Source organism: Ruminococcus flavefaciens ATCC 19208, assembly GCF_000518765.1.
GTDB lineage: Bacteria > Bacillota > Clostridia > Oscillospirales > Ruminococcaceae > Ruminococcus > Ruminococcus flavefaciens.
In genome coordinates, this window is the sequence record NZ_KI912489.1 from 425339 (window position 1) to 450105 (window position 24767).

At 46.3% G+C, this 24767-nt stretch carries 23 protein-coding genes; 19 read left to right on the forward strand and 4 right to left on the reverse strand.

Features of this window, described 5'->3' with window-relative positions:
- The first annotated feature begins 34 nt into the window (after window positions 1-34).
- Window positions 35-421, forward strand: coding sequence for a metal-dependent transcriptional regulator (locus L870_RS0108725; RefSeq protein ID WP_028517825.1), 387 nt, complete (start codon window positions 35-37; stop codon window positions 419-421).
- 71 nt (window positions 422-492) lie between these two features.
- On the opposite strand, the gene htpG is transcribed toward L870_RS0108725, so the two are convergent.
- Window positions 493-2394 carry a molecular chaperone HtpG gene (gene htpG, locus L870_RS0108730; RefSeq protein WP_028517826.1) on the reverse strand — a complete coding sequence of 634 codons (1902 nt, stop codon included), beginning with the start codon at window positions 2392-2394 and terminating at the stop codon, window positions 493-495.
- Between the two features lie 525 nt (window positions 2395-2919).
- Between htpG and L870_RS17165 the strand changes: the two genes are divergently transcribed.
- From L870_RS17165 to L870_RS0108805, 15 genes are all read left to right on the forward strand, one after another.
- Window positions 2920-3297, forward strand: coding sequence for a hypothetical protein (locus L870_RS17165; RefSeq protein WP_051411480.1), 378 nt, complete (start codon window positions 2920-2922; stop codon window positions 3295-3297).
- 213 nt (window positions 3298-3510) lie between these two features.
- Window positions 3511-4932 (forward strand): cysteine--tRNA ligase, encoded by a 1422-nt coding sequence (cysS, locus tag L870_RS0108740; protein WP_028517827.1) that lies wholly within the window; start codon window positions 3511-3513, stop codon window positions 4930-4932.
- 67 nt (window positions 4933-4999) lie between these two features.
- Complete coding sequence (locus L870_RS0108745) at window positions 5000-5785, forward strand: MBL fold metallo-hydrolase (RefSeq protein WP_028517828.1); 786 nt, start codon at window positions 5000-5002, stop codon at window positions 5783-5785.
- A complete protein-coding gene (gene rlmH / locus L870_RS0108750; RefSeq protein ID WP_155250165.1) occupies window positions 5782-6258 on the forward strand; it encodes a 23S rRNA (pseudouridine(1915)-N(3))-methyltransferase RlmH in 477 nt (158 codons plus the stop codon). The genes L870_RS0108745 and rlmH overlap by 4 nt, the downstream gene beginning before the upstream one ends.
- Before the next feature lie 159 nt (window positions 6259-6417).
- Complete coding sequence (locus L870_RS0108755; RefSeq protein ID WP_028517830.1) at window positions 6418-7194, forward strand: ABC transporter permease; 777 nt, start codon at window positions 6418-6420, stop codon at window positions 7192-7194.
- Window positions 7194-8429 (forward strand): ABC transporter ATP-binding protein, encoded by a 1236-nt coding sequence (locus tag L870_RS0108760; protein ID WP_028517831.1) that lies wholly within the window; start codon window positions 7194-7196, stop codon window positions 8427-8429. The genes L870_RS0108755 and L870_RS0108760 overlap by 1 nt, the downstream gene beginning before the upstream one ends.
- Before the next feature lie 3 nt (window positions 8430-8432).
- Window positions 8433-9446 carry a class I SAM-dependent methyltransferase gene (locus tag L870_RS0108765; RefSeq protein ID WP_028517832.1) on the forward strand — a complete coding sequence of 338 codons (1014 nt, stop codon included), beginning with the start codon at window positions 8433-8435 and terminating at the stop codon, window positions 9444-9446.
- Window positions 9447-9449: 3 nt separating this feature from the next.
- Window positions 9450-9905: a hypothetical protein gene (locus L870_RS0108770; protein WP_028517833.1), complete on the forward strand. Its 456-nt coding sequence runs from the start codon at window positions 9450-9452 to the stop codon at window positions 9903-9905.
- Window positions 9905-10987: a glycosyltransferase gene (locus tag L870_RS0108775; RefSeq protein ID WP_028517834.1), complete on the forward strand. Its 1083-nt coding sequence runs from the start codon at window positions 9905-9907 to the stop codon at window positions 10985-10987. Before L870_RS0108770 ends, L870_RS0108775 begins: the two co-directional genes overlap by 1 nt.
- A gap of 11 nt (window positions 10988-10998) precedes the next feature.
- Window positions 10999-12198 (forward strand): glycosyltransferase family 4 protein, encoded by a 1200-nt coding sequence (locus tag L870_RS0108780; protein WP_028517835.1) that lies wholly within the window; start codon window positions 10999-11001, stop codon window positions 12196-12198.
- Window positions 12198-13376, forward strand: coding sequence for a glycosyltransferase family 4 protein (locus L870_RS0108785; RefSeq protein WP_028517836.1), 1179 nt, complete (start codon window positions 12198-12200; stop codon window positions 13374-13376). Before L870_RS0108780 ends, L870_RS0108785 begins: the two co-directional genes overlap by 1 nt.
- A 9-nt stretch (window positions 13377-13385) precedes the next feature.
- A complete protein-coding gene (locus L870_RS0108790; protein WP_028517837.1) occupies window positions 13386-15854 on the forward strand; it encodes a hypothetical protein in 2469 nt (822 codons plus the stop codon).
- A gap of 17 nt (window positions 15855-15871) precedes the next feature.
- Window positions 15872-16846, forward strand: a complete 975-nt coding sequence (locus L870_RS0108795) for a glycosyltransferase family 2 protein (RefSeq protein WP_028517838.1) — start codon at window positions 15872-15874, stop codon at window positions 16844-16846.
- Entirely contained in the window at window positions 16830-17807 is a 978-nt protein-coding gene (locus tag L870_RS0108800; RefSeq protein WP_028517839.1) for a glycosyltransferase, read from the forward strand. The genes L870_RS0108795 and L870_RS0108800 overlap by 17 nt, the downstream gene beginning before the upstream one ends.
- On the forward strand, window positions 17804-18727 hold the full coding sequence (locus tag L870_RS0108805) for a lysylphosphatidylglycerol synthase domain-containing protein (protein ID WP_028517840.1): 924 nt from the start codon (window positions 17804-17806) through the stop codon (window positions 18725-18727). The genes L870_RS0108800 and L870_RS0108805 overlap by 4 nt, the downstream gene beginning before the upstream one ends.
- Window positions 18728-18813: 86 nt before the next feature.
- Here the strand turns inward: L870_RS0108805 and L870_RS0108810 are convergent, their stop codons facing one another.
- From L870_RS0108810 to L870_RS0108820, 3 genes are read right to left on the reverse strand one after another with little or no spacing between them, the layout of a single operon-like run.
- Window positions 18814-19044, reverse strand: coding sequence for a hypothetical protein (locus L870_RS0108810; RefSeq protein WP_080676398.1), 231 nt, complete (start codon window positions 19042-19044; stop codon window positions 18814-18816).
- Window positions 19045-19095: 51 nt separating this feature from the next.
- Window positions 19096-21471: a homocysteine S-methyltransferase family protein gene (locus tag L870_RS0108815; RefSeq protein ID WP_028517842.1), complete on the reverse strand. Its 2376-nt coding sequence runs from the start codon at window positions 21469-21471 to the stop codon at window positions 19096-19098.
- A 13-nt stretch (window positions 21472-21484) separates the two neighbouring features.
- A complete protein-coding gene (locus L870_RS0108820; protein WP_028517843.1) occupies window positions 21485-22609 on the reverse strand; it encodes a bifunctional chorismate mutase/prephenate dehydratase in 1125 nt (374 codons plus the stop codon).
- Between the two features lie 265 nt (window positions 22610-22874).
- Between L870_RS0108820 and ruvC the strand changes: the two genes are divergently transcribed.
- Genes ruvC through L870_RS0108835 form a run of 3 tightly spaced genes read left to right on the forward strand, consistent with a single transcriptional unit; the run spans window position 22875 to window position 24757 of the window.
- Window positions 22875-23357, forward strand: coding sequence for a crossover junction endodeoxyribonuclease RuvC (gene ruvC, locus L870_RS0108825; RefSeq protein ID WP_028517844.1), 483 nt, complete (start codon window positions 22875-22877; stop codon window positions 23355-23357).
- Between the two features lie 14 nt (window positions 23358-23371).
- On the forward strand, window positions 23372-23995 hold the full coding sequence (gene ruvA, locus L870_RS0108830) for a Holliday junction branch migration protein RuvA (protein ID WP_028517845.1): 624 nt from the start codon (window positions 23372-23374) through the stop codon (window positions 23993-23995).
- Window positions 23996-24022: 27 nt separating this feature from the next.
- Complete coding sequence (locus L870_RS0108835; protein ID WP_242836500.1) at window positions 24023-24757, forward strand: enhanced serine sensitivity protein SseB; 735 nt, start codon at window positions 24023-24025, stop codon at window positions 24755-24757.
- Window positions 24758-24767: the final 10 nt, after the last annotated feature.

Below are 24767 nucleotides of genomic sequence, written 5' to 3' on the forward strand. Positions count from 1 at the left end.
GTGATATGCAAATGGCAATGAAAGGATATTTACAATGAAACAATGTGCGGGACAGATAAAGTATTTGATCGCAATAAAGGAATTATCGGAAAGAGATGAATATGTTCGCTGTGTCAACATATCAAGGCATCTTGGAGTTTCAAGACCCAGCGTAAGCAAAATGCTGCGCTGTCTGGCAGACAGCGGGTATGTTTACGAGGATTTCTGCAACAGCGTTGTGCTTACTCCCGAGGGAGTAAGTGCAGTTGAAGAGATATTCTCATCATTTGGCGAGGTGTACACATTCTTTCATAATTTTCTGAAGCTCCCGAAAGATGAGGCACATGAGCAGGCTGTCAGGTTCATAACTCATTTTCCGCAGGATACCTGCGAAAGACTAAAAAAGGTCGTAAAACGTACCTTGAAGAAAAAAGAAGCATAATAAAAATGCGGTACACAATGTACCGCATTTCTATTTATATTATGGAAAGTGTTATGCTGTTTAATGTCTGCTTACATTAATTCACAGATAAGATTTGAGAACTCAACAGGATTTTCGATGCTCATGCCCTCGATAAGGAGCGCCTGATCGTAGAGAAGCTTTGCGTACTTGCCAAGCTTGTCCTTGTCGCCGCTGTCATTGAGAGCTTTAAGCTTGCCGAATATTTCATGATCGGGATTGATCTCAAGAACGCGCTGAGCGTGTATTTTCTGATCTGTAGGCATTGAGTTGAGCACCTTTTCCATTTCCAGTGATATCTCACCCTCGCTTGTAAGGCAAACAGGGTGTGATTTAAGTCTCTGAGAAAGTGCTACCTTAGTTACCTTGCCGTCAAGAGCATTTTTCAGCTCGTCGAGGAGACTTGCGCTTTCTTCTTCCTTAGCTTTGAGCTCCTCTTTCTTTTCTGGAGTTTCAAGACCAAGATCATCAGCAGATACAGACTTGAATTCCTTATCCTTATACTTCATAAGTGACTTTATTGCAAATTCGTCGATATTGTCTGTGAGATAGAGTATCTCGAAGCCGTTTTCCTTTACAAGCTCTGTCTGTGGGAGCTGCTCTATACGTGCAGCGCTTTCGCCTGTAGCGTAGTAAATGTACTTCTGATCCTCGCGCATCGCCGTAACGTATTCATCAAGAGTTACAAGCTTCTGCTCGTTTGAGGAAGTGAACAGGAGAAGATCCTGTAATTTTTCCTTGTTCATGCCGAAGTCGCTGTAGATGCCGTATTTGAGCTGTAAGCCGAAGGCTTTCCAGAACTCCTCATACTTCTCACGCTCGTTCTTGAGCATCTTTTTCAGCTCGTTGCTGACAGTCTTTTCGATGCTCTTGGCAATAGCCTTGAGCTGTCTGTCGTGCTGGAGCATCTCACGAGAGATATTCAGCGACAGATCCTCAGAGTCAACAAGTCCCTTTACAAAGCTGAAATAATCAGGGAGCAGGTCTGCGCACTTGTCCATGATAAGAACACCGTTTGAGTAGAGCTGCAAGCCTTTTTCGTACTCCTTTGAGTAGTAATCGAATGGAGCTTTTGAGGGGATATAAAGAAGTGCATTGTATGCAGGCATCTCGTTGCTGATGTGTGAATACTTCAGCGGCTCGTTATAGTCAAAGAACTTCTCGGTATAGAAGTGTTTGTAGTCCTCTTCCTTGAGCTCATTCTTGTTCTTTTTCCAGAGGGGAGTCATGCTGTTGAGAGTCTCGACTTCGATATAATCCTCATATTCGAGAGGCTTCTTAGCTTCTTTTTCTTCTTCGGTCTGCTCCTTTGGACGGCTGTGAGATACTTCCATTTTGATAGGGAAGCGGATATAATCGGAGTACTTGCTTACGAGGGACTTTATCCTGTACTGGTCGAGGAACTCGCCGTAGTTCTCATCGTCAGTATCGTCAAGCATTTCGAGTATTATCTCGGTACCTGCGCTCTTCTTGTCAGCTTCTGTGACAGTGTAGCCGTCAACGCCCTCGGACTCCCACTGATAAGCCTTATCGCTTCCGTAAGCCTTTGAGATAACGGTGACCTTCTTAGCTACCATGAATGCCGAGTAGAAGCCTACACCGAACTGACCGATGATCTGGTTGTCCTCTTCAAGCTTGTTCTCGTTCTTAAATTTGAATGAACCGCTGTTTGCGATAGTACCGAGGTTGTTTTCAAGCTCTTCCTCAGTCATACCGATACCGTTATCGGTTATTTTAAGGGTGCGGCTGTCCTTGTCTGCGGATATCCAGATTGCGAAATCGTCTTTATTGAGACCGACCTTATCGTCGGTAAGAGATTTGAAATACAGCTTATCTATAGCGTCGCTTGCATTGGAGATAAGCTCACGAAGGAAGATCTCTTTATGAGTATAGATCGAGTGGATCATCATATCGAGCAGTCTTTTGGATTCTGCTTTGAACTGTTTTGTTTCCATTAAAAACATCTCCATAGTGAAATTAGCACTCTGACTATTAGAGTGCTAAATAAAGTATATATCTTTTACAGTGGTAAAGTCAAGGGATAGGAGAAATGTTTACAATTTGTTCATATTTAGCTTTTCATAATTCGTCTTGACAAAACCCTGCACTTTGGTATATAATGTTTTTTAGAGCTAAGAGCTTTCTAAGCACTAACCACTAATAACTAAACACTATATAAAAGACATAGCAGTCAGAGTAGCTTTTTTTCGGACTTGCAGAGAGTGTGCGGCAGGTGTGAGCACATAGTCGGGAGAAGTGAAGTGCGGCTGTCAGTCCTGTCGGGGAAGCGGTCATACCGTGAGTATACGACAGCGTTTCGTCCGCGTTAAGGATAAGATGAGTTCAAAACGGAGTGGAAACGAGCAATTGCGCCTCCGAGGTATATCCTCGGAGGCTTTTTATGTCTTTACAAATAATATGTAGTGGGATATTAAAAAAATATTTCACACTAAATACTATCTGAAAAAAGGAGGACAGATATGAATATAATAAAATATCCCTCGGACGAGGCAGTCAATGAAGCAGTAAAAGCAGACAGTAAGCTCCTCGGAGCTATAAGCCTTGACGGAAGTACAGCTTATGTAGGTGCTGCGGATACAGCAGGCGACCACATAGCACTTCTTGAAGCCTTTGACGAGGAAAGTCCTTCGGGCTTTTTCAGACTCAGCTTTGACAGTCTCACAGCCGAGTGGACGTTTTCCTGTCCGCGAAACTATAAAGGCATAAGCGATGACAAGGAGCGCATTGACGCTTACTACCGTGACGGACTGCGTGTTATCCCAGAGTTTCTGGTGATGTTCGGCTATTTTTCAAAGCTGAAGATAAAGAACCCGCCGCCCGAGATATGGTCTTTTTAGCCGTTAGCCTTGTAGGGAACGCCTCCCAACAGGAGCCGCGACCCTCTGTCCTTCGGACATCTCCCTGTACTACAGGGAGTCACCCTCGGCGTTCCGAAAGCTATTAGTTGTTAGCCTTGTAGGAGCGGATATTATCCGCCAGATAAATAAACGCTTAACTTGCGGACGCCAAAAGGGCGCCCCTACACACATAAATATTTTGGAGGAAAGAAAATGTTACTGTATAATTCACTGTCACACAAAAAGGAAGAATTCGTGCCCCACGTTGAGGGCAAGGTAAATATGTACACTTGTGGTCCTACTGTGTACCACTATGCGCACATAGGCAACCTGAGAAGCTATATCATGGAGGATATCCTCGAAAAATATCTCCGCTTCACAGGCTACGACGTTAACCGTGTTATGAACATCACCGATGTCGGACATCTTACCAGTGACGGTGACACAGGTGACGACAAGATGCTCAAGGGTGCAAAGCGTGAGCACAAGACGGTCATGGAAATAGCAAAGTTCTACACAGACGCTTTCTTTGACGACTGCAAAAAGCTGAATATCAAGACACCTGACGTAGTTGTTCCCGCAACTACTTATATAGACGAGTTTATCCGCGTTATCAGCGCACTTATGGAGAAGGGCTACGCATACGAGGCAGGCGGAAATATCTATTTTGATACATCTAAGCTTGAAAAGTACTATGTATTCAACGATTTCAATGAAGAGGACCTTGCCGTAGGTGTCCGCGAGGGCGTTGAGGCTGACGAGAACAAGCGCAACAAGGCTGATTTCGTGCTCTGGTTCACAAAGTCAAAGTTTGACGATCAGGAGCTCAAATGGGATTCACCTTGGGGCGTGGGATATCCCGGCTGGCATATCGAGTGCTCATGCATAAGTATGAAGAACAACGGTGAATATCTTGATATCCACTGCGGCGGTATTGACAATGCATTCCCTCACCATACAAACGAGATAGCACAGTCTGAGGCATATCTCGGACATAAGTGGTGCAATTACTGGTTCCACGTGCTCCACCTCAATACAAACAGCGGCAAGATGAGCAAGAGCAAGGGCGAGTTCCTTACAGTTTCGCTCCTTGAGGAAAAAGGCTATAAGCCTGTAGTATACCGTTTCTTCTGCTTGCAGTCCCACTACAGAAAGTCACTGGTATTTTCATGGGAGAATCTCGACAATGCAGTAGTAGCTTACAATAAACTTGTTGAGAAGATAGCTCCTCTCACAAAGGAAAACAGCGGAGACATCGACAAGGCAGAATACGACCGTCTTATGAAGAGCTTCACAGATGCTCTCGACAATGATATAAATACAGCTATGGCAATAACCGTAGTTTATGATGTGCTGAAGTCAAAGGCTAATGCAGCTACAAAGCTTGCACTTATAGCTGAGTTTGACAAGGTACTTGGATTTGACTTTATCGCAAACGCAAAGGAGTTTGCAGACAATGCAGGTTCGGCTTCTGCTGATATTCCGAATGAGGTCATGGAGCTTGTTGAACAGCGCAAGGCTGCACGTAAGGACAAGAATTTCGCGCTTGCAGACGAACTCCGCGACAAGATAGCAGCACTTGGCTATGAAGTCAAGGAGACCCGTCAGGGCACAGAGATCAATAAAATTCAGTAACGATAATTTGTAGGGAACGCCGCCCTCGGCGTTCCTTATATTAAGGAAACGGAACGGAGAATATCCAATGGCACGACTCTATCCACTTTTCAGCTCCAGCAAGGGCAATTCCTCATTTATCGGAACTGAAAAAGGCGGAATACTTATAGACTGCGGAGTAAGCTTCAGAAGGCTGTGTAATGCCCTTGAAGTGAATAATATACCCCTTGAAGCGGTGCAGGGTGTATTCATAACCCATGAGCACTCCGACCATATTGCAGGACTTGCTATGCTCACCAAAAAAACGGGACTTCCCGTTTACGGTCAGAAGCGTACCTTACAGCGTCTCTGCGACGGTGGAAAAATAGCAGTAAACTCCCATGTCATAGACATTACGGGAAAGACTATAAGCTGCGGCGGCAGTGAGGTGAGCTGCTTCAATACTCCTCATGATGCTATACAGAGCTGCGGCTACAGGATACATACAGAAGATGATAAATACTGCGCAGTCTGCACCGACTTGGGTCACGTTACTCCCGAGGTTGACGAAGCGCTGAAAGGCTGCCGAATGGTGCTTATCGAGTCCAATTACGATGACTATATGCTGCGTACAGGGCCGTATCCGCTTTATCTGAAGGAGAGGATACTTTCTCCTATCGGACACCTTTCAAACGATGACTGCACTGTGCAGGTGAGAAAGATGATAGAGCGCGGTACTACACATATACTGCTGGGACATCTCAGTCAGGACAACAATCACCCGCAAATGGCTGACAGTACCGTACAGCGCGGACTTTCAGGCTTTACAAGAGGCAGGGACTATCTCCTCGGAGTAGCTCCCGTTGAGACTAAGGGAGGAGCAGTGGTATTCTGATGAATATTGTACTTATTGTTATAGGCAAGCTCAAAGAGGAATATCTCCGCAGTGCCTGCGCTGAATACATAAAGCGTCTCGGAAGATACTGCACATTTGAGCTCCATGAGCTTGACGAGTGCAGACTCAGCGATAATCCGTCGGATAAGGAGATAGCAGCTGCACTTAAAAAGGAAGCCGAGCAGATAAAGCGTTACGCAAAGGGCATGATAGTGCCTATGTGTATCGAGGGAAAGCAGCTATCAAGCCCCGAGCTTTCGGAGAAAATAACGGACGCAGGTGTAAGCGGACAAAGCACTGTCACATTCATAATCGGCAGCTCCTTCGGACTCGACCCCGAGATAAAATCAATGGGTACGCTGAAGCTCTCCATGTCGAAAATGACATTTCCGCATCAGCTTGCGAGGGTAATGCTCCTCGAACAGATATACCGCGCCTTTCAGATAGCAGAGGGCGGAAAATACCATAAATGACAAAAACGGACAAAACTGTCCGTTTTTTGCTTTATATGGGGGAACGGGCAGCATTATACTTGACAGCATAGAGCGCTTGTGATATAATTAAAAGATACTATGGATTTTTATGCGCTTTTTCGGAATTATCCCGAAAATGCGCTTTTCAAGGAGCAATAAATGAGTACGATAAAAGAACTTTATGATTACAGACAGATGATATTCAGTCTTGTGAAAAAGGACCTCCGAGGACGATATAAAGGCTCTGTTCTTGGATTTTTGTGGACGTTCATCAATCCGCTTTTCCAGCTGATAGTTTATACGATAGTTTTCTCGAAGATACTTCGCAACGATGTGCCGAGATATTATCTTTATCTGTTCGTTGCACTGATACCGTGGATATTCTTCTCATCGTCCATAACCGTGGGCGCAGCGTCAATTATATCGCAGAAGGATCTTGTAAAGAAGATATACTTCCCGCGAATGGTAATACCCATATCCTATGTTACAAGCTGTTTCGTTAATATGCTGCTGTGCTTCATAGTCATATTTGCGGTGATAATAGTAACGGGAGCAGGTATAAACTTCGTGGCAGTACTGACGCTTCCGATAATAATGATAGTAGAATACATCTTTGCACTTGGAATGGCAATGCTTTCATCGGCTGTGACTGTTTATTTCAGAGATTTAGAGCATATTCTCGGCATAGTATCTATGGCATGGATGTATCTGACACCTATAGTATACTCAAAGTCGATAGTTCCCGAGAAGTATCTCCCGATCTTCAATCTTAATCCGATGACGCCCATAATCGAATGCTACAGAACAGTGCTTTACGACAAGCAGATACCTGATCTTTCGACTCTTCTGATCGCAGCAGCTCTGGGAGTATTCTTCCTTATATTCGGTGCACTGGTATTCAACAAGCTTCAAAAGCACTTTGCGGAGGAACTGTAATGGCTGAAAATGAAATTGCAATAGAAGTCAGAGATGTGACTAAAAGCTTCAAGGTGTATCTCGACAAGGGTGCACAGCTCAAGGAACGCCTGCTTTTCCGCAAGCGCAGCAAATATGAAGAGCGAAAGGTGCTCCGCGGCATAAGCTTTGACGTAAAAAAAGGAGAGGCTATCGGACTTATCGGTCATAATGGCTGCGGCAAGAGCACCACATTGAAGCTTCTCACAAGGATAATGTATCCCGACAGCGGAACTATAAAACTCAAAGGCAGAGTTTCAAGTCTTATCGAGCTTGGAGCAGGCTTCCACCCCGATATGAGCGGAAGAGAGAATATCTATACCAATGCGGCTATATTCGGACTTACAAAAAAGGAAATTGACGCACGACTTGACGATATAATTGAGTTTTCCGAGCTTGCGGACTTCATCGACAATCCCGTGCGTACCTATTCGTCGGGAATGTATATGCGACTTGCCTTTTCCGTGGCCATAAACGTTGATGCGGACATACTCCTCATCGATGAGATACTGGCGGTAGGCGATGCTAATTTTCAGGCAAAATGCTTCAACAAGCTCAGAGAGATAAAGGCGCAGGGTACAACCATAGTTATAGTGTCTCATTCTCTCGGACAGATAGAGCAGATCTGCGACCGCTCCATATGGATACACGAGGGACTTATCAAGGCGGAAGGACCGCCGAAGGAAATAGACCTTGAGTATCTTGACTATATGAGCAGAAAGCGTCAGGAGCTTATGAAAGCGGCTGAGGCTGGTTCTGAAAAAGAGGAAACAGATGAAAATGAACAGGGAAAGCGCTGGGGAAGCGGACAGGCTCGCATAAAAAGAGTCCGTTCGTTTTCGGCAGACGGCACCGAGCAGAGCGCGTTCCGCATCGGCGAGGATATAAAGCTTGTGGTGGACTACACCGTGAAAAAGCCTGTAGATGACGCTGTATTCGGTGTGGGAGTATTCGACCTGAACGGCATACAGTGCTACGGCACTAACACAAGGATAGACAAAGTCCCTGATTTTGTCATAGACAAGGACGGAACAGTTGAGATACTGCTGAAAAAGGTCATGCTTCTCGGCGGTACCTACAATCTTGACATAGCTATCGAACAGGGTGAAGGCATACCTGTTGATTACTACAGACAGGCACATAAAATTGAGATGATATCGGCAGAGGGAGATGCAGGAGTATTCCGCATCGAACACACATGGGATTTCCAGAGGTAATATATGAGCTATTTATCGCAGTTTATAGAGAATGCAAGACACCAGAAGGGTATAAAAGCCGCGCTGAAACGTAAGGTTTTGGGTTTTGTTTGCGCAGGTCTTGAGGCAGCTGAAAAGGATATCGCTGCTTCTGAAAACAGTGTAAGGGAAGGCTTTGAGCCTACCTGTGTCAACGTAAGGAACAACAATGCTGTCATCGAGCGTCTCACAAGTGAGAATGAGCTTATGAAAGCAAAGATAGCAGGTCTTGAAAAGAAGCTGAAAGCAGCTCCAGCTGCGGCTTTACAGACTGAGAATACAGCTCCTGCGGCGGTGGCTGTAACTGTTGAAAGCGGCTCTGACTATGAGGACATCGACTATTTCGATTTCGAGAACCATTTCCGCGGTTCTATCGAAAATATAAAGAAATCGCAGGAATTTTACCTTAAATACTTTAAGGACAAGAAAAAGGTACTGGATATAGGCTGCGGAAGGGGAGAATTCCTCTCCCTCATGCAGGATAACGGCATTACCGCCGAGGGTGTGGATATATATGAGCCCTATGTGGAATACTGCAATATGAAGGGACTCAAAGCCACTTGCGGTGACGGTGCGGACTTCCTTGCAAAGACCGAGGGCATTGACGGCATTTTTGTGGGACAGGTCGTTGAGCATCTCAAGCCCCATCAGATAATACAGCTGTGCAATATAGCCTATGAGCGCCTTGAAGAGGGGGGATGCATCATCATTGAGACCCCGAACCCCACTTCGCTCTCGATATATACCAATGCATTTTACATCGACCCGTCGCATATAAAGCCTGTTCACCCTCTTACTATGCAGTATTATCTTGAAAAAGCAGGCTTTAAGGACATCGAGATAATCTATACCGAAAACAGCAGACCGCCATTTGATATACCCGAGCTGAAGGTGGAAGGCGGAGAAAATACCGAGGAATTCAACAAGGCAATGAAAAAGGTATCGGAGATGCTGTTCGGAAGTCAGGATTATGCAGTCATTGCGACCAAGAAAGGATAAATCATGGAAAACGAAAAGATAAATATAGAAGATATAATGGCAGAGATAAAGCAGAATATCAAGGCTCAGGGACTTACTGCGGATATGCTCAGCTTTGAAGATGTGCCGTTCAAAAAGACAGCACAGGGCGGTTCGGCTTCCGAAGCCCTTGACTATATCACTTCACATTATTATATACAGCCCTATAAGGAGCTCAAAGGCAATCCTGTAAAGGTATTCATCAAGAAAGTAATACGCAAAATGGTGAAGTTCTATGTAGAGCCTGTAGTATTTGAGCAGAACGACTTCAACGCAAATGCAGTTACTGTTATGAAGTCACTTACCGACAGCAAGTCCGCTGATCTCAGCGGCAGGGTAGAGACTCTTGAGCTTGCAAACAAGGAGCTCCTTATGCGTCTTGACAAGCTTGAGCGCGAGAACATCGAGCTTCGCAGCAAGCTTTACAAGGAGAATGCATAATGCGTGTAGTTCAGCTACTTCCCACCCTCTCATTCGGTGACGCTATAGGAAATGACACCATTGCCCTGAAGGGTGTTATCAGCGAAATGGGCTATACTACCGACATTTATGCCGAGAATATTGATAAAAGGCTTCCCGAGGGCGTAGCTCAGAAAGCAGACAAGCTCCGCGACCTGAAAAAGGACGATGTGCTTATTTATCACAAATCCACAGGTACAGACCTTACCTTCAAGATAGACAATTACAAGTGCCGCAGGATAATGGTATATCACAATATCACTCCTCCCGAATTCTTCCGTCCCTACAGCACGGCAGCCACACAGCTTACCGAGCACGGCTACAAGGGAGTGGAGTACCTGCGCGACAAGATAGACTATGTGCTGGCTGTATCGGCGTATAACAGGTCAGAGCTTGTAAAAATGGGCTATACCTGTCCTATGGATATAAGACCCATACTCATAAAGTTCGATGACTACAGACAGACACCCGACGAAGCCACAATAAAGAAGTACAGCGACGGCAGGAAAAATCTCGTTTTTGTCGGAAGAATAGCTCCGAATAAGAAGCAGGAAAACGTTATCAGAGCGTTCTATTGCTATAAAAAGCTCAATCCCGAGTCGAGACTCATACTTGTAGGCTCTTCAACGGGTATGGAGAATTATTACGAGCGTCTTAAAAAGTATGCCAATGCTCTTGGCATAGGCGATGATGTCATATTCCCGGGACATATAAAGTTCAGCGAGATACTGGCATATTACCGCCTTGCAGATGCATTTGTCTGTATGAGCGAGCATGAGGGCTTCTGCGTACCGCTTGTGGAGGCGATGTTCTTTGATGTTCCCGTAATAGCCTATGATACCAGTGCTATCTCGGACACCCTCGGCGGCAGCGGTGTACTTCTCGATAATAACGATCCCGTATTTGCAGCAGCTGTCATAGACAGAGTGCTTACGGACGAAAAGCTCCGCGAGAGCATTATCGAGGGACAGCGCAGACGGCTTGAAGATTTCTCATACGAGCGCATAAAAGCCACATTTGAAAAAGAGCTCACAGATTTTATAAACGGCAAAAAGCCTGAATAAAGGATATAAAAATGAAAAAGATAGGTTTTGTTATTCCGTGGTACAGTGAAAAAATACCGGGCGGAGCAGAAATGGAGCTCCGCGGACTTACCACACATCTGCACGAAGCAGGCATAGAGGTTGAAATGCTCAGCACCTGCGTAAAGGAGTTTTCGGCAGACTGGAATGAGAATTATTTCAGTGAGGGCGAGGATACTGTTCACGGCTTCCCTATAAGAAGATTTAAGATAAGAAAGCGCAATGTACAGGCATTTGATGCGGTAAACGCAAAGCTTATGAAGAATATGCCCATATCAGCCGACGAGCAGAAGATATATACCGATGAAAACGTTAACAGTCCAGATCTATGCGAGTATATCAGGACTCACAGCGATGAATACAGCCTTTTTGTGTTCATACCCTATATGTTCGGAACTACCTTCCACGGTTTGCAGGTATGCCCCGAAAAATCGGTGCTGATACCGTGCTTCCATGATGAGTCATACGTGTATATGGACAGATTCAAGCCCGTATTTGAGAATATAGGCGGTATAATCTACCATGCAAAGCCCGAATACGACCTTGCGAACCGCGTATTCGACATGAGCCGCGTAAAGCAGGGCTGCCTCGGCGAGGGCGTATATACCGACCTTACCAGCGATGCGGCTGCATTCCGCAGCAAATTCGGCATCGACAGTCCTTTCATAATATACGCGGGACGCAAGGACGAGGGAAAGAACGTCCACACACTGGTGAAGTATTTCTCCGAGTATGTAAAACGCCGTGATACCGACCTTAAACTCATACTCATAGGCGGCGGCAATATTGAATTGCCTTCCGAGCTTGTAAAGCAGAAGCGCATCATAGACTTGGGCTTCATCGACCTGCAGGACAAGTACAACGCTCAGGCGGCTGCCGAATTCCTGTGCCAGCCCTCGAAAAACGAGAGCTTTTCGCTTGTCATCATGGAAAGCTGGCTCTGCGGCAGACCTGTACTTGTACACAGCGGCTGTGCGGTAACGAGAAATTTCGCTTCCGAGTCCAACGGCGGACTTTATTTCGGCGATTATTTCGAGTTTGAGGGCTGTACCGACTGGTTCCTCAACAACAAGGAAAAAGCGACACAGATGGGCGAAAACGGCAGGAACTACGTCCGCAGCAATTTTGCATGGGACGTTATCGTTGATAAATACATGAAGTTTTTCAGAGAAGTTAGCGGAGATAAGGAATAATGAAGAGGATAGCACTTGTCAATCAGAGATACGGACTTGAAGTCAACGGCGGCTCCGAGTATTATACCCGTCTTATTGCGGAGCGTCTCACGGGGGAATTCGAGGTCGATGTAATAACCACAAAAGCCCTTGAATACACCACATGGGAGAACCACTATACAGCCGATGAGGAAGAGATAAACGGCGTAAAAGTCCTCCGCTTTCCTGTTGAGAAGCAGAGAGCAAAGGACTTCAATGATTTTAACGGCAAGTATCTCAGGTCGGGCAATTATAACGTTGAAACAGAGGCGGTATGGTTCGAGAAGCAGGGACCATATTCACCTGCGGCAATAAACTATATCCGCGAAAACAAGGACAAATACGATGTATTCATCTTTGTTACCTACCTCTACTATCTTACAGTCAAGGGACTTCCCGAGGTAGCCGATAAGGCGATTTTCATACCGACTGCCCACGAAGAGCCCTTTATCCACTTCAAGACCTATGAGACCTTCTTCAATCTGCCCAAGGCTTATGTATTCCTTACCGATGAGGAAAAAGCCCTTGTGCAGGGACTTTTCCACTGTGAAAATATCCCATGCCGCGTAATGGGTACGGGAGTTGAAGTGCCCTGCGAGCCTGATGAAGCAGGCTTCCGCAGAAAATTCGGCATAGATGGTGATTATATCATATATGTGGGACGTATCGACGAGGGCAAAGACTGCCCCACCATGTTCAAATACTTCCTTGAATACAAGAAACGCCGTCCGGAAAGCCAACTGAAGCTTGTACTTATGGGCAAGCCTGTGTGCGAGATACCAAAGCACAAGGACATAATAAGTCTCGGCTTTGTCAGCGAAGAGGACAAGTTCAGCGGCATATCAGGTGCGAAATGCCTTATACTTCCGTCAAAATTTGAGAGCCTGTCCATATCCGTCCTTGAAGCTATGACCCTTTCCGTGCCTGTTATCGTAAACGGCATATGCGAAGTCCTGAAAGGTCACTGCATCAAGAGCAACGGCGGACTTTACTACATGGATTACTTTGAATTTGAAGGAATAATCGACTATATATTCTCCCACGATGCGGAATATTCACAGCTGCGCAGAAATGCGGAGGCATATGTTGAAAAGAATTACCGCTGGGAAGTAATAATGCGTAATTTCAGTGATCTTATCAATAAAATCTGTGAGGAGTGAAGGTAAATAATGCGATTTGCAGCGATCTGTTTCGGGGGAGTGGTATTCTCCGTACTCAGCAGTGTAATGTGGTTCAAAAAGAAGAATATCATAGAGGGAGTGGTAATGGGTGTCGTCATGTGGTTCTTTGCTCATATATTTGCCAGCATGGGACTATTTGTCATGGACAAGTACACCGTATTCCGTGCAGGCTGCGGAGCATTTGCTATAAGCGCGGCTGTGATGCTGCTTGTGCTGTTTCTGCGCAGGAGCAAGCCGTTCAGGTGGCGTCACATATTCAAGAATGATTTTTCCATAAAGGATATGCTTATCCCCTTGATAGTATGTATACTTGCTGTTCCCGTTGCAGCGCAGAAAAACGACTTTTTCGGCATGGGACAGGATCAGGGAGTATACCAGACACAGGCAATACTCTTTATGAACGGCGATACCAAACGGCAAAAGGATTTTTCCGAGTATCACGAGCTTGAAAGCGAAGAGGAACGCGATCATTTCCTGTACGGTGCAAGGAATTATCTCAGAGGCTACGATCTCCCGTCTGCCAATTATCCTGATACAGTATATGACTGGAACGTGAGCAGAGTATCGGGAATTTTTCATGGTATACCGACATATTCCGCACTTCTTGCCATGTGGGGAACTCTTTTCGGCATGAGCAATATGCAGGACTTTGAGACGGTGCTTTTCATATGCTTTATATTCATCGTATACTTTGTGTGCAGGAATTTAAAGCTGAAGCCTTCTTCCTGTGCCTGCGCCTGTGCAGCGGCGGCGTTTGCTCCCGTGATAATCTGGGCATCAAAGTCTGCACTGACAGAGATGGGACTTATCCTCATACCTTTGACCTTCCTTTACTTTATGACAGATGACGATGACCCGAATCACAAATGGCTGTCGGTAATACCCATAGCGGTATTCTGCTGCTATCACGTGTCAATATACACAATGGTGCCCATGTTTGTGCTGATATACGGCGGAATGTACGTGTTCACAAGAGAGCGTCAGTACGCAGTGCTAATGCCTGTGACTGTACTTGGCTATCTTGCAAGCTTCTTCCTGATGAGGCACATACAGCCATTCTATACCATGAACAACTACAGCCCTGTATTTGTGGGGGGCATAGACGTAACGAATCTTCCTGTGGTAGTAACTGCATTATCGGCAGGAGCAGCGATCGCAGCGATACTGTTTGCGTTCATAGTAAAGAAGCGTACTAAAAAGGAGTTCAGCAGCATGAGATTTATTCGTGATGCAGCAGCTTCAAAGGGGTTTCTTATGCTTATGCGCCTTATGGTGATACTTCCGTGCTTATATATCACAGTAAGAGCGTTTATGAAGTACAGCAACTGGTTCAGCGCAAGCCACCTTGCATTATGGGGCTTTATCGGAAACGCAGGACTTGTTCTCATGCCTCTCGGAATGATATTTGCTGTAATATACACAAAATATTTCGCAGAGCGTACGTCAAGGCTCGTGCTTTTCCTAATGTTCTTCTACTGCGTACTTGTATATTCCGCATTCCTGCGCTTTGATATACAGTATTACTTCTATTACTCTCGTTATCTCGCACCATTTATCCCTGTTGCAGTTATTTTCAGTGTTGCGGCACTTGACCGTGCAGGCTGGAAGGTGATTGTACCTGTTACTGCTGTCGGACTTATGTATCTTGTGAAGGTAGATAAATTCCTCATGCACAATAAGGACGACTCACGTATGGAATGGAGCATTATTGAGGATATTGCTGATTTCGTGGACGAGAGCGACTGCGTTGTAATATCTCCCACCTATGCGTCAAGGCTCTGGCTGCCTGTACGCAGCATGACAGGAGCAACTGTTATCCCCGAGTATAAGGAGGATACAGATCAGATAAACAGATTAGCCCAAAGATACGGCAGAGTCATCGTTATCACTGATACTCCTCTGGACAAGGAGGAGTACTCAACGGTATATTCCAACAAGATACACCATATCGAGGACGACGGCATGAATAAGAGCTGGCTGCTGCCGTTCCCTTGTGAATACTGGGTGACTGAGGAGGAGATCAGGGTATTTTCCTATGATAAATACCGCTTTGTATATACCGCAGCAGGCGACTATGATAAGATGAGCGGCGTATCACAGCTTGAAAGCTTTTTCTGCTGGACAGACAGCGAAAAGGCACAGATAGAATGCGGACTCTTGCCGGGAGATTATGATATAACTCTGGAGCTCGGAAGCGGAATTCCCCTTGATAAGATCGGAAAGGACCGTGTTGAAGTGACACTTCTTCTGAACGGCGAGAAAATAGGAACAGATGTCATAACTCCCGAGAACATCTGCGGACCGCTCCATTTCAATGCGGAAAGCGATCAGATAGAGGACGGGGATAATATCCTTGAGATACAGTGCCCTCTGTGGGAGGCTTCTGCATCAAATCCTGCTGATTCGCGTCAGCTCGGAATAGCGATAAAGTCGATAAGATTTTCGCCTGCAACTTGATAGAAAGGAATGTAAATATGAAGCTTATCATTCAGATACCATGCTATAACGAGGAGGAAACGCTGGAGCTGGCATATAACGACCTGCCCAGACATATCGACGGTATCGACACCATCGAGTACCTTATCATAAATGACGGCAGCAAGGACAATACCGCAGCAAAAGCCCGTGAGCTGGGTTTTCATCATATAGTATCCTTCAAGCGCAATAAAGGTCTTGCAAAGGGCTTTATGGCAGGTATAGATGCCTGCCTCCACCTCGGCGCGGATATCATTGTAAATACAGACGCTGACAATCAGTACTGCGGTGCGGATATCGAGAAGATAGTCCGCCCCATACTCGACCAGAAAGCCGATATCGTAATAGGTGAGAGACCTATCGACGAGACAGAGCATTTCTCATGGAAAAAGAAGAAGTTCCAGCATCTCGGAAGCTGGGTAGTCCGTGTTGCATCGGGCACTGATATCCCCGACGCTCCAAGCGGCTTCAGAGCCTATTCCCGTGACGCCGCTCTGAGACTCAACGTTGTGAACGAGTACACCTATACTCTTGAAACTATAATACAGGCAGGCAATAACAAGACTGCCATGACCTCAGTACCCATAAGGACAAATCCTGAGACAAGACCTTCAAGACTTTTCTCAAGTATGTGGCGTTACATGAAGCGTTCATCAACAGTTATAACACGTTCCTTCGTTATGTATAAGCCTCTTAAATTCTTTATGTCTATCGGCTTCATACTCATGTTTATAGGTGCGATACTGGGCGTACGCTTCCTCATACTCATGACAATGGGCGACGGCGACGGACATATCCAGTCACTTATCCTCACAGCCATACTCATAATGATGGGCTTCCAGACCATTACCATAGGACTCCTCGGAGACACTATCTCAGCAAACAGAAAGCTTCTTGAGGACGTTCAGTACAGAGTGAGAAAAATGGAATGCGGCAAGAGTGATGAGGAAATGAAGAATGAAAAGGCTGAGTGATATAAGGGGCAAGCGCATACTCTATGTGGCTACCAAAAACAGCGATTACCTCAGACTTGTGCAGGAAACAGAGCTGCTCCGCAGGGGCGGCAACACGGTCACTGTTATAAGCTCGGATAAAAAGAGCTATTTTAAGCGCCTGCTGTACGTATACCGCAGACTGCTCAGCATCGACATGAACGACTATGATATGAGCTTCATAGGCTTTGCGCCTCAGCTTGTGATACCGCTTTTTCGCAGGAAGCTGAGAAAAAAGCCGCTTATTGAGGACTTTTTCATCTCCATGTATGACACTCTCTGCTGCGACAGGAAGAAATTCGGAAAAAACAGCTTTATAGGCGGTATCCTGAAGCTAATAGACAAGCGTACTCTTGCGGCTGCCGACCTTGCAATATGTGATACAAAGGCTCACGGCAGATATTTCTGTAAGGAGTTCGGCTTTCCTGCCCACAAGATGAGCGTTCTGTATCTTGAAGCCGACAAAAGCATATACTATCCGCGTGAAGCGCCGAAAAACAAGGACTTCACCGTGCTTTACTTCGGCAGCGTACTGCCATTGCAGGGCGTATCCGTCATACTGAAAGCCATAGACCTGCTGAAGGACGAGAGCGGGCTCCGCTTCGTATTTGTTGGACCTCTCGGCAATAAAAATAAACGCACAGGCGAGAATATCACCGAATATATCAACTGGCTGCCTCAGGAGGAGCTTGCTGAGAAGATAGCAGGCGCAGACCTCTGTCTTGCGGGACATTTCGACGGCAGCATTATGAAGGCAAAGCGCACTATTGCAGGCAAGACCTATATCTACCGCGCTATGGACAAGCCTGTGATACTTGGCGATAATCCTGCAAACCATGAGCTTTACTCCGAGGGCGATGAAGGCATATACTTCTGCGAAATGGGAAGTGCCGAGAAGCTTGCGGAGCTAATAAAGGAAATAAAGGACAAGAGCAGCTTATGAAAAAAGCACTGAAAATACTCGGCAATATCGTAATGATAGCGGCTCTTGCCTTTGTGGTGAAGAAGCTTCTGGACATGGATATAAGCTTTTCACAGCTCAGCGAGGGCAAGGTCTTATGTGCACTGCTGCTGTGTCTGGCGGTACAGACCGTCATAATAATCTGCTCCTGTTATCCGTGGCTGGTGTTCACAAGGTCGCTTTCGGGACGAAAGATACCGTTTTCAACGGCAATGCCTGTGTATACTCAGTCTAATCTGTACAAGTACCTCCCGGGTAATGTATTCCAGTATGTGGGACGAAATCAGCTTGCTTCGGATATGGATATAAGTCATGTTGACGTAGCCTGCGCAACTGTGCTGGACGTTCTGTTCTGCGTATTCTGGACGGCTGTCATATCCATGATACTTCTTGGCGGACGAATAGCCGAGCTTATGGCAGAATACGGAAGAAACCTTCTTATCGTAGGTGCTGTGGGTGTAGTTCTGCTGATACTGCTGACAGTTTTGATAAAGCTGAAATTCAAGGATAAGCTGAAGTCATATTTATCACGCTATTCAAAGGCTTTTGCAAAAGAAAACCGCCCGATGCTCCTGCGCGGAGCCTTCTATTATCTGCTTCAGAACGCAGTATCGGCGGTAATGTATTTCGTATGCCTGAAACTCATAGTGCCGCAGGCGGACACAGGTGAACTTATAGCTCTTACGGGAGCTTTCATGTTTGCGTGGATAATCGGATTTGTAACTCCGGGAGCTCCCGGCGGTATCGGTATACGCGAGGGAGTAATGCTGTTTGTCTGCGGAGACAATTTCGCGGACAGGATAGTGCTGTTCGTGCTGGTAATGCGGATAGGCTCGGTATTTGCAGACGTAGCGTCATTCGTTATCGGCAAGATATATGGTAAAGCTCATAAGAGCCTATAGTAGGGGACGGCGCCTCGACGTCCCGATGGATAATCACATGATATATACATGAAAAAAGCAGTCCATTCGGACTGCTTTTAGTTTTATTATGGCATTGTTTTGTTGAGTTCATCGAGAATATCCAGTGTCCTTATTATTTTGCTGCAGTGTCTGCACTGCCAGTCGCAGTCGCTTTTCTTTGCTTTTTTATGAAGCATTTCCAGTTCACTGCCGCATATCGGGCAGGGAGCGCCTTCGCAGCGCCAGAGCTTTTTCAGAAATGTGAGGATTTCCTTTCGTGAGTGCATTTTTAGTTCGTTTAGTGTTATCTTTTCCATGATATTATCCTCATAAAAGGGCAGAAATGTTGATTTTCGGGCGGATAGTACTCAAGCACCGTAGACCTTTGAAGCTATATCCACGGTCTGTTTTGCGTCCTTTGCGTAGTAAGTAGCATTTATCTGCTCGGCGTAGGAAGCCGTGAGAACAGCTCCGCCCACAACTGTCTTGCACTCGGGGTACTTCTCGTTGAGCTGACGTATAGTCTCAGCCATAGCACCGAGGGTAGTAGTCATAAGCGCGGACAGTCCCACAAGGCTGACCTTGTTTTCGATAGCGGCATTTACAATAGTTTCGGGCGGTACGTCCTTTCCTAAGTCTATGACCGTGAAGCCGTAGCTGTCAAGGAGCACTTTTACGATATTCTTGCCGATATCGTGTATGTCGCCGTGAACTGTTGCAAGCACCACCTTGCCCTTGGATACGCTCTCGCTGTTTGCAGCCGAGAGCTTTGTCTTTATGACCTCGAAACAAGCCTGAGCTGCTTCTGCTGTGAGTATGAGCTGAGGCAGGAATATCTTGCCCTTTTCAAATTTAGTACCAGCGTTGTCCAGTGCAGGTATAAGGTATCCGTTGATTATCTCCATAGGGTCAACGGTATTCATAAGCTCCTCGGCAGCCTTTACGGCATTGTTTTTCAGACCGTTCTCAACTGCGTACATTATATCGGGAGCACCCTTGTCCTGCGCAGGTGCAGGAGTCTTCGGAGCACTGTCGTCCTGTGCGTAAATGCTTATGAAATCCGCGGAATTTCGGTCGATTCCCGCAAGAAGCCTGTAAGCTCTTACAGCACCGATGATACCTTCAATATTCGGGTTGATGATAGGCAGAGTAAGACCGCTGTGAAGAGCCATTGTAAGGAAGGTACGTGTTATGAGCTCACGATTTGGCAGACCGAAGGAAATATTGGATACACCGAGAACGGTGTTGAGTCCAAGCTCTGTCTTTACTCTGTGGAGAGCGTTAAGAGTTTCCATAACGCCGTCCTGCTCGGCAGAAGCCGTCAGTGTAAGGCAGTCGATGAAAACGTCCTCCTTGGGTATGCCGTACTCCATAGCTCGGTGGAGTATTTTCTCCGCAATAGCAAAACGTCCGTCGGCAGTTTTCGGTATACCGCCCTTGTCCAGAGCAAGACCGACTACGGAAGCACCGTATTTCTTTACGAGTGGGAGTATAGCTTCGAGGGAGTCGTCCTCACCGTTTACCGAGTTTACAATAGGTTTGCCGTTGTATACTCGCAGACCTGCTTCAAGCACCTCGGGGATAGTGGAGTCGAGCTGCAAAGGAGTGTCGCATATGCTCTGTATAGCCTTTACAGCAGTTACCATCATTTCCTTTTCGTCTATGCCCGGGAGTCCCACGTTTACGTCCAGTATCTCCGCGCCTGCGTGAATCTGTTCAACAGCCTGACCGAGGATATAGTCCACATCGTGAGCGAGGAGAGCCTCCTTGAAGCGCTTTTTGCCTGTTGGGTTGATACGTTCACCGATAACTCGGGGCTGATTGATATTTACGCAGTTCACAGCGGAACAGGCGATACTTGCACGGACTATCTTTCGCGTCTGACGCTCCATGCCCGAAAGTGCATCTATCATAGCGGATATATGCTGCGGAGTAGTACCGCAGCAGCCGCCGAATATAGTAACGCCTGCATTTGCCAGCTTTACGGCACTTGCAGCAAAATCATCAGGATCAACGTTGTATTCGTTTGTAACAGGGTCGGGGAGACCTGCGTTAGGCTTGGCAATAACAGGGAGCGTAGTCAGTGCGCATATCCTGTCGAGAACAGGGAAAAGCTCCTCAGGTCCGAGAGAGCAGTTTACTCCGATAGCGTCTGCGCCCAGACCTTCAAGAACAGCTACCATGCACTCGGGAGATACACCTGTAAATGTACGCATATTCTCCTCAAAGGTCATAGTTACAAGAATTGGCTTGTCCGAGTTTTCTTTTGAAGCAAGAACAGCAGCCTTGACTTCGTACAGGTCGGTCATAGTCTCGATTATTATAACATCGGCTTCTTTGCCTGCGAGGACAAGCTCTTTGTATACGTCGTAGGCTTCCTCGAATTTCAGAGTACCCGCAGGTTCGAGAAGCTGACCTATAGGACCTAAGTCAAGAGCTACAAGAGCATTTCCTGCGGCAGCTTTACGTGCATTCGCAACGCCTGCCGATACAACTTCTTCTACGGTATGACCGCTTTTTGCAAGCTTGAAGCGGTTGGCACCGAAGGTATTCGCGTAGATTATGTCTGCACCGCTCTCAACATAAAGGCGGTGTATCTTCATTATAGCCTCAGGATCTGTGATATTCAGGAGCTCGGGAACGTGCTCGGTCTTGATGCCGTGAGCCTGAAGCATAGTGCCCATACCGCCGTCAAGAAAGACGAAGCTGTTGTTTTCAAGCAAAGAAAAGAATTTATCGGACATTTTCTGCTCCTTTTCAAGAGAAAGTTTCGTTTTTGAAGGTGCCGATGCAGCGGAAATCCTCAAGGTTTTCCTCAAGGTCGCGCAAAACGGCTTTAACATTCGGGTCGGACATTTTTCCGCTGAAATCGAGGAAGAACATGACATCAAAGCTTCCGTCGCGGATAGGACGGCTCTCGATCCTGAGAAGGTTCATGTTGTTAACGAAGAATTTGGTCAGCAGACGGTAAAGACTACCTTCCTTATGTGGGATAGTGAGCATTACGGATACTGCGTCGGAGTCCTCTGCCACCTGCATATCCTTTGCTATGATTATGAACTGAGTGCGGTTGATAGTACAGTCTGCAATATCACGGGCGATAACTTCAAGCCCAAGCTTTTCGGCGCAGTCTACCGAGCATATAGCAGCGATAGGCTCATTGCTGCTGAGCACCTTTTCCGCAGCAGTTGCGGTATTGCTGTATTCGTGCTTTTTCAGCCCTGTTTTGCTGAGGAACACCTCGCACTGAGAAAGAGCCTGCCTGTGTGAGTATACGCAGTTGATATCCTCTATTTTTGTGCCCTTTTTGGCAGCAAGACAGTGATTTATCTCCAAAGTTACCATTTTTACGATGTAGAACGGGTATTTTGCCATAAGGTCGTAGGTGCTGTCAACAGAGCCTGCGGTGGAATTCTGAACAGGGAGTACACCATAGTCGGCTTCACCCGACTGAACAGCCTTGAATACCTCTTCAAATGAGGGATAGAAGGTGAATTCCCTGTCTCCGAACACTTTCTTTGCAGCAGCCTCGGAATTAGCTCCCGAAGTGCCCTGACAGCCTATTTTCTTAGCACCCGCAAAGTCGGGAGAGATGTATGTATAGTCATTGGATTCTTCAAGTATGGTACGGTTCTGCAATATTTTGCTTATGTCCATGATAGTGGTGAAAAGCGCAGCTGTGCCATTTTCGAGATTTTTATCATTAGTCAGCTCTGCGATGCGGTCGATGACCTGCTGTTCACGTCCGCCCTGAAAGACGGGCATATTATGCTCCTTCTTGTAGTCTGCCACACCCCTGCAAAGCTCCATGCGCTTCATAAAGAGTGAAAGGATTTCGCTGTCTACATCGTCGATGCCGTCGCGAAGCTGTTTAAGATCCATAAAAATACCTCCGATATTAGCCGTTAGCTGTCAGCACTCAGCCGTTAGCTTTACAAAGCTGAAAGCTATTGGCTAAAGGCTAAGGGCTGAGGGCTCATTGATATACCTTACATATTATAGCATTTTTTTTTGTAGAAATCAATAAAAAACGGGTAAATATATTGCAAAATACACTTGACCTGTGGTATAATGATAAAGAATATAGTGAGAAGCTATATCCATGTGAACTTTTTAACGAACTAACAGGTAAAAAATATTGAAAAATATCAGAATACTGGGCATAGACCCGGGTTATGCGATAGTCGGATTCGGTGTGCTGGATTATGACGGGATAAAATTTACTCCTGTGGAATACGGCGCAGTGCTGACAGAAGCGGGAACGCCCTTCCCCGAACGTTTAAGGGCGATACATGAGGACATCGAGTTTATCTTCAACAAATTCAAGCCCGATTGTATGGCGGTGGAGCGTCTTTACTTCACCACCAACCAGAAAACGGCGATAGATGTGGCTCAGGCAAGGGGAATAACCGTGCTTTCGGCAGCTACGAGGAATATTCCTGTATCGGAGTATACTCCCCTTCAGGTAAAACAGTCAGTAGTAGGCTACGGCAAGGCTGAAAAAAAGCAGGTAATGGAAATGACGAGACAGCTTCTGGGACTGGCGCAGATACCAAAGCCCGATGATGCTGCGGACGCTCTTGCTATAGCCATATGTCACGGACACAGCACAAGATTTGATTTCAGATAAAGGAAAACAGAGATATGATATACAGCGTAAGAGGAAAGCTCATAGTCAAGGAACTGGGCTTTGCGGTAATAGAATGCGGCGGCGTGGGATACGGCTGCAAGACCTCATACAATACCGTATCAAGGCTTGGCGAGATCGGAAGCGAGGAAATGCTTTACACCTACCTTTACGTAAGGGAAGATGTGGTGGAGCTTTTCGGATTTGCCACCTTGCAGGAGCTCAGCTGCTTCAAGCTGCTGATCTCGGTATCGGGAGTCGGACCAAAGGCGGCAACTGCAATACTTTCGGACGTTACTCCCGAAAGATTTGCACTTCTTGTGGCTTCGGGCGACAGCAAGGCATTTACAAAGACAAAGGGTATAGGAGCAAAGACAGCTCAGAGGATAGTCCTTGAGCTCAAGGACAAGATCTCCTCAGAGTCTATCAGCGGCAGCATTAGCGGTGATGCCGCACAGTTCGCCAATATCCCGTCAGAGGGCGCATCGTTCTCTGTATCCGAGGCTCTCGAAGCACTTATGGTACTTGGATATTCTCAGGGTGAGGCAGCACCCATACTCGGAAAGCTTGATCCGACCCTTAGTACGCAGGATCTCATAAAGGAAACACTGCGGCTAATGGCGGCAAAAAATACGCGCTAAAATATAGAAGATAGGATGGTTACTGTTATGATGAATCTTGACGAATTGCTGAAAGCAGCAATAAAGGACCCTTCAATGCGTTCACAGTTTTTGCAGACTCTTATCAAAAGCGACGTCTATGTCATCTGCAAGAACCCCGTAAAGCAGGAGCGCGACCGTTCAGAGGGCGGTATACAGCTTGAACTGGTAACTACCCAGAATCCCGACGGCGACCTGTTCATACCTTTTTTCACAAGCTATCGCGCACTTCAGCAGTTTGCAAAGCGATATGTTGACTGCTACAAGATAAACTGCCTGAGACTCTTTGACCTTATACAGTCGGTATCAGCCGTGCTCAATCCGAATTCCTACGGCAAGGAGTTCTCGTCCAATGAGATAAAAAGCATACTTATGATAGCGCGAAATCTCAAGATAAAGGCGATATCCTACAATGAAGCGGATATCATAAACTATCGCCCCTGCGAGCATGAAGTGAATCATATCATAAAGGCTGCCACAAAGTTCCTTTCAAAGCAGCCGAATGTTGACAGGGCATTCATCATGGAGATGATAAAGGGCTGCGAAAATCCGCAGATACTTATCGTTCTTGATATGATGGGCAGTACGAGAAAGCTTTTTGTACCGCTGTCGAAGTACCTTTCAAAGACGGTAAAGGCTAACGAGCATCTTTGCTTTATCAGCTATGAACAGGATATGGGCAAGAAGGCTGCGGAGACAGTTGAGCCCTTCTATGTCCGCAAGAAGAGATTTTTTGAGAAATAATTCAGAGGTG

Excerpts from the sequence above, each read along its gene's own strand:
- L870_RS0108795 (WP_028517838.1), top strand. The coding sequence starts at position 15,872 with ATGAAGCTTATCATTCAGATACCATGCTATAACGAGGAGGAAACGCTG.
- L870_RS0108790 (WP_028517837.1), top strand. The coding sequence starts at position 13,386 with ATGCGATTTGCAGCGATCTGTTTCGGGGGAGTGGTATTCTCCGTACTC.
- L870_RS0108800 (WP_028517839.1), top strand. The coding sequence starts at position 16,830 with ATGAAAAGGCTGAGTGATATAAGGGGCAAGCGCATACTCTATGTGGCT.
- L870_RS0108785 (WP_028517836.1), top strand. The coding sequence starts at position 12,198 with ATGAAGAGGATAGCACTTGTCAATCAGAGATACGGACTTGAAGTCAAC.
- htpG (WP_028517826.1), bottom strand. The coding sequence starts at position 2,394 with ATGGAAACAAAACAGTTCAAAGCAGAATCCAAAAGACTGCTCGATATG.
- L870_RS0108755 (WP_028517830.1), top strand. The coding sequence starts at position 6,418 with ATGAGTACGATAAAAGAACTTTATGATTACAGACAGATGATATTCAGT.
- L870_RS0108815 (WP_028517842.1), bottom strand. The coding sequence starts at position 21,471 with ATGTCCGATAAATTCTTTTCTTTGCTTGAAAACAACAGCTTCGTCTTT.
- L870_RS0108760 (WP_028517831.1), top strand. The coding sequence starts at position 7,194 with ATGGCTGAAAATGAAATTGCAATAGAAGTCAGAGATGTGACTAAAAGC.
- L870_RS0108835 (WP_242836500.1), top strand. The coding sequence starts at position 24,023 with ATGATGAATCTTGACGAATTGCTGAAAGCAGCAATAAAGGACCCTTCA.
- L870_RS0108810 (WP_080676398.1), bottom strand. The coding sequence starts at position 19,044 with ATGGAAAAGATAACACTAAACGAACTAAAAATGCACTCACGAAAGGAA.
- L870_RS0108745 (WP_028517828.1), top strand. The coding sequence starts at position 5,000 with ATGGCACGACTCTATCCACTTTTCAGCTCCAGCAAGGGCAATTCCTCA.
- L870_RS0108780 (WP_028517835.1), top strand. The coding sequence starts at position 10,999 with ATGAAAAAGATAGGTTTTGTTATTCCGTGGTACAGTGAAAAAATACCG.
- L870_RS0108725 (WP_028517825.1), top strand. The coding sequence starts at position 35 with ATGAAACAATGTGCGGGACAGATAAAGTATTTGATCGCAATAAAGGAA.
- ruvA (WP_028517845.1), top strand. The coding sequence starts at position 23,372 with ATGATATACAGCGTAAGAGGAAAGCTCATAGTCAAGGAACTGGGCTTT.
- L870_RS0108820 (WP_028517843.1), bottom strand. The coding sequence starts at position 22,609 with ATGGATCTTAAACAGCTTCGCGACGGCATCGACGATGTAGACAGCGAA.
- L870_RS0108770 (WP_028517833.1), top strand. The coding sequence starts at position 9,450 with ATGGAAAACGAAAAGATAAATATAGAAGATATAATGGCAGAGATAAAG.
- L870_RS17165 (WP_051411480.1), top strand. The coding sequence starts at position 2,920 with ATGAATATAATAAAATATCCCTCGGACGAGGCAGTCAATGAAGCAGTA.
- L870_RS0108805 (WP_028517840.1), top strand. The coding sequence starts at position 17,804 with ATGAAAAAAGCACTGAAAATACTCGGCAATATCGTAATGATAGCGGCT.
- L870_RS0108775 (WP_028517834.1), top strand. The coding sequence starts at position 9,905 with ATGCGTGTAGTTCAGCTACTTCCCACCCTCTCATTCGGTGACGCTATA.
- cysS (WP_028517827.1), top strand. The coding sequence starts at position 3,511 with ATGTTACTGTATAATTCACTGTCACACAAAAAGGAAGAATTCGTGCCC.
- L870_RS0108765 (WP_028517832.1), top strand. The coding sequence starts at position 8,433 with ATGAGCTATTTATCGCAGTTTATAGAGAATGCAAGACACCAGAAGGGT.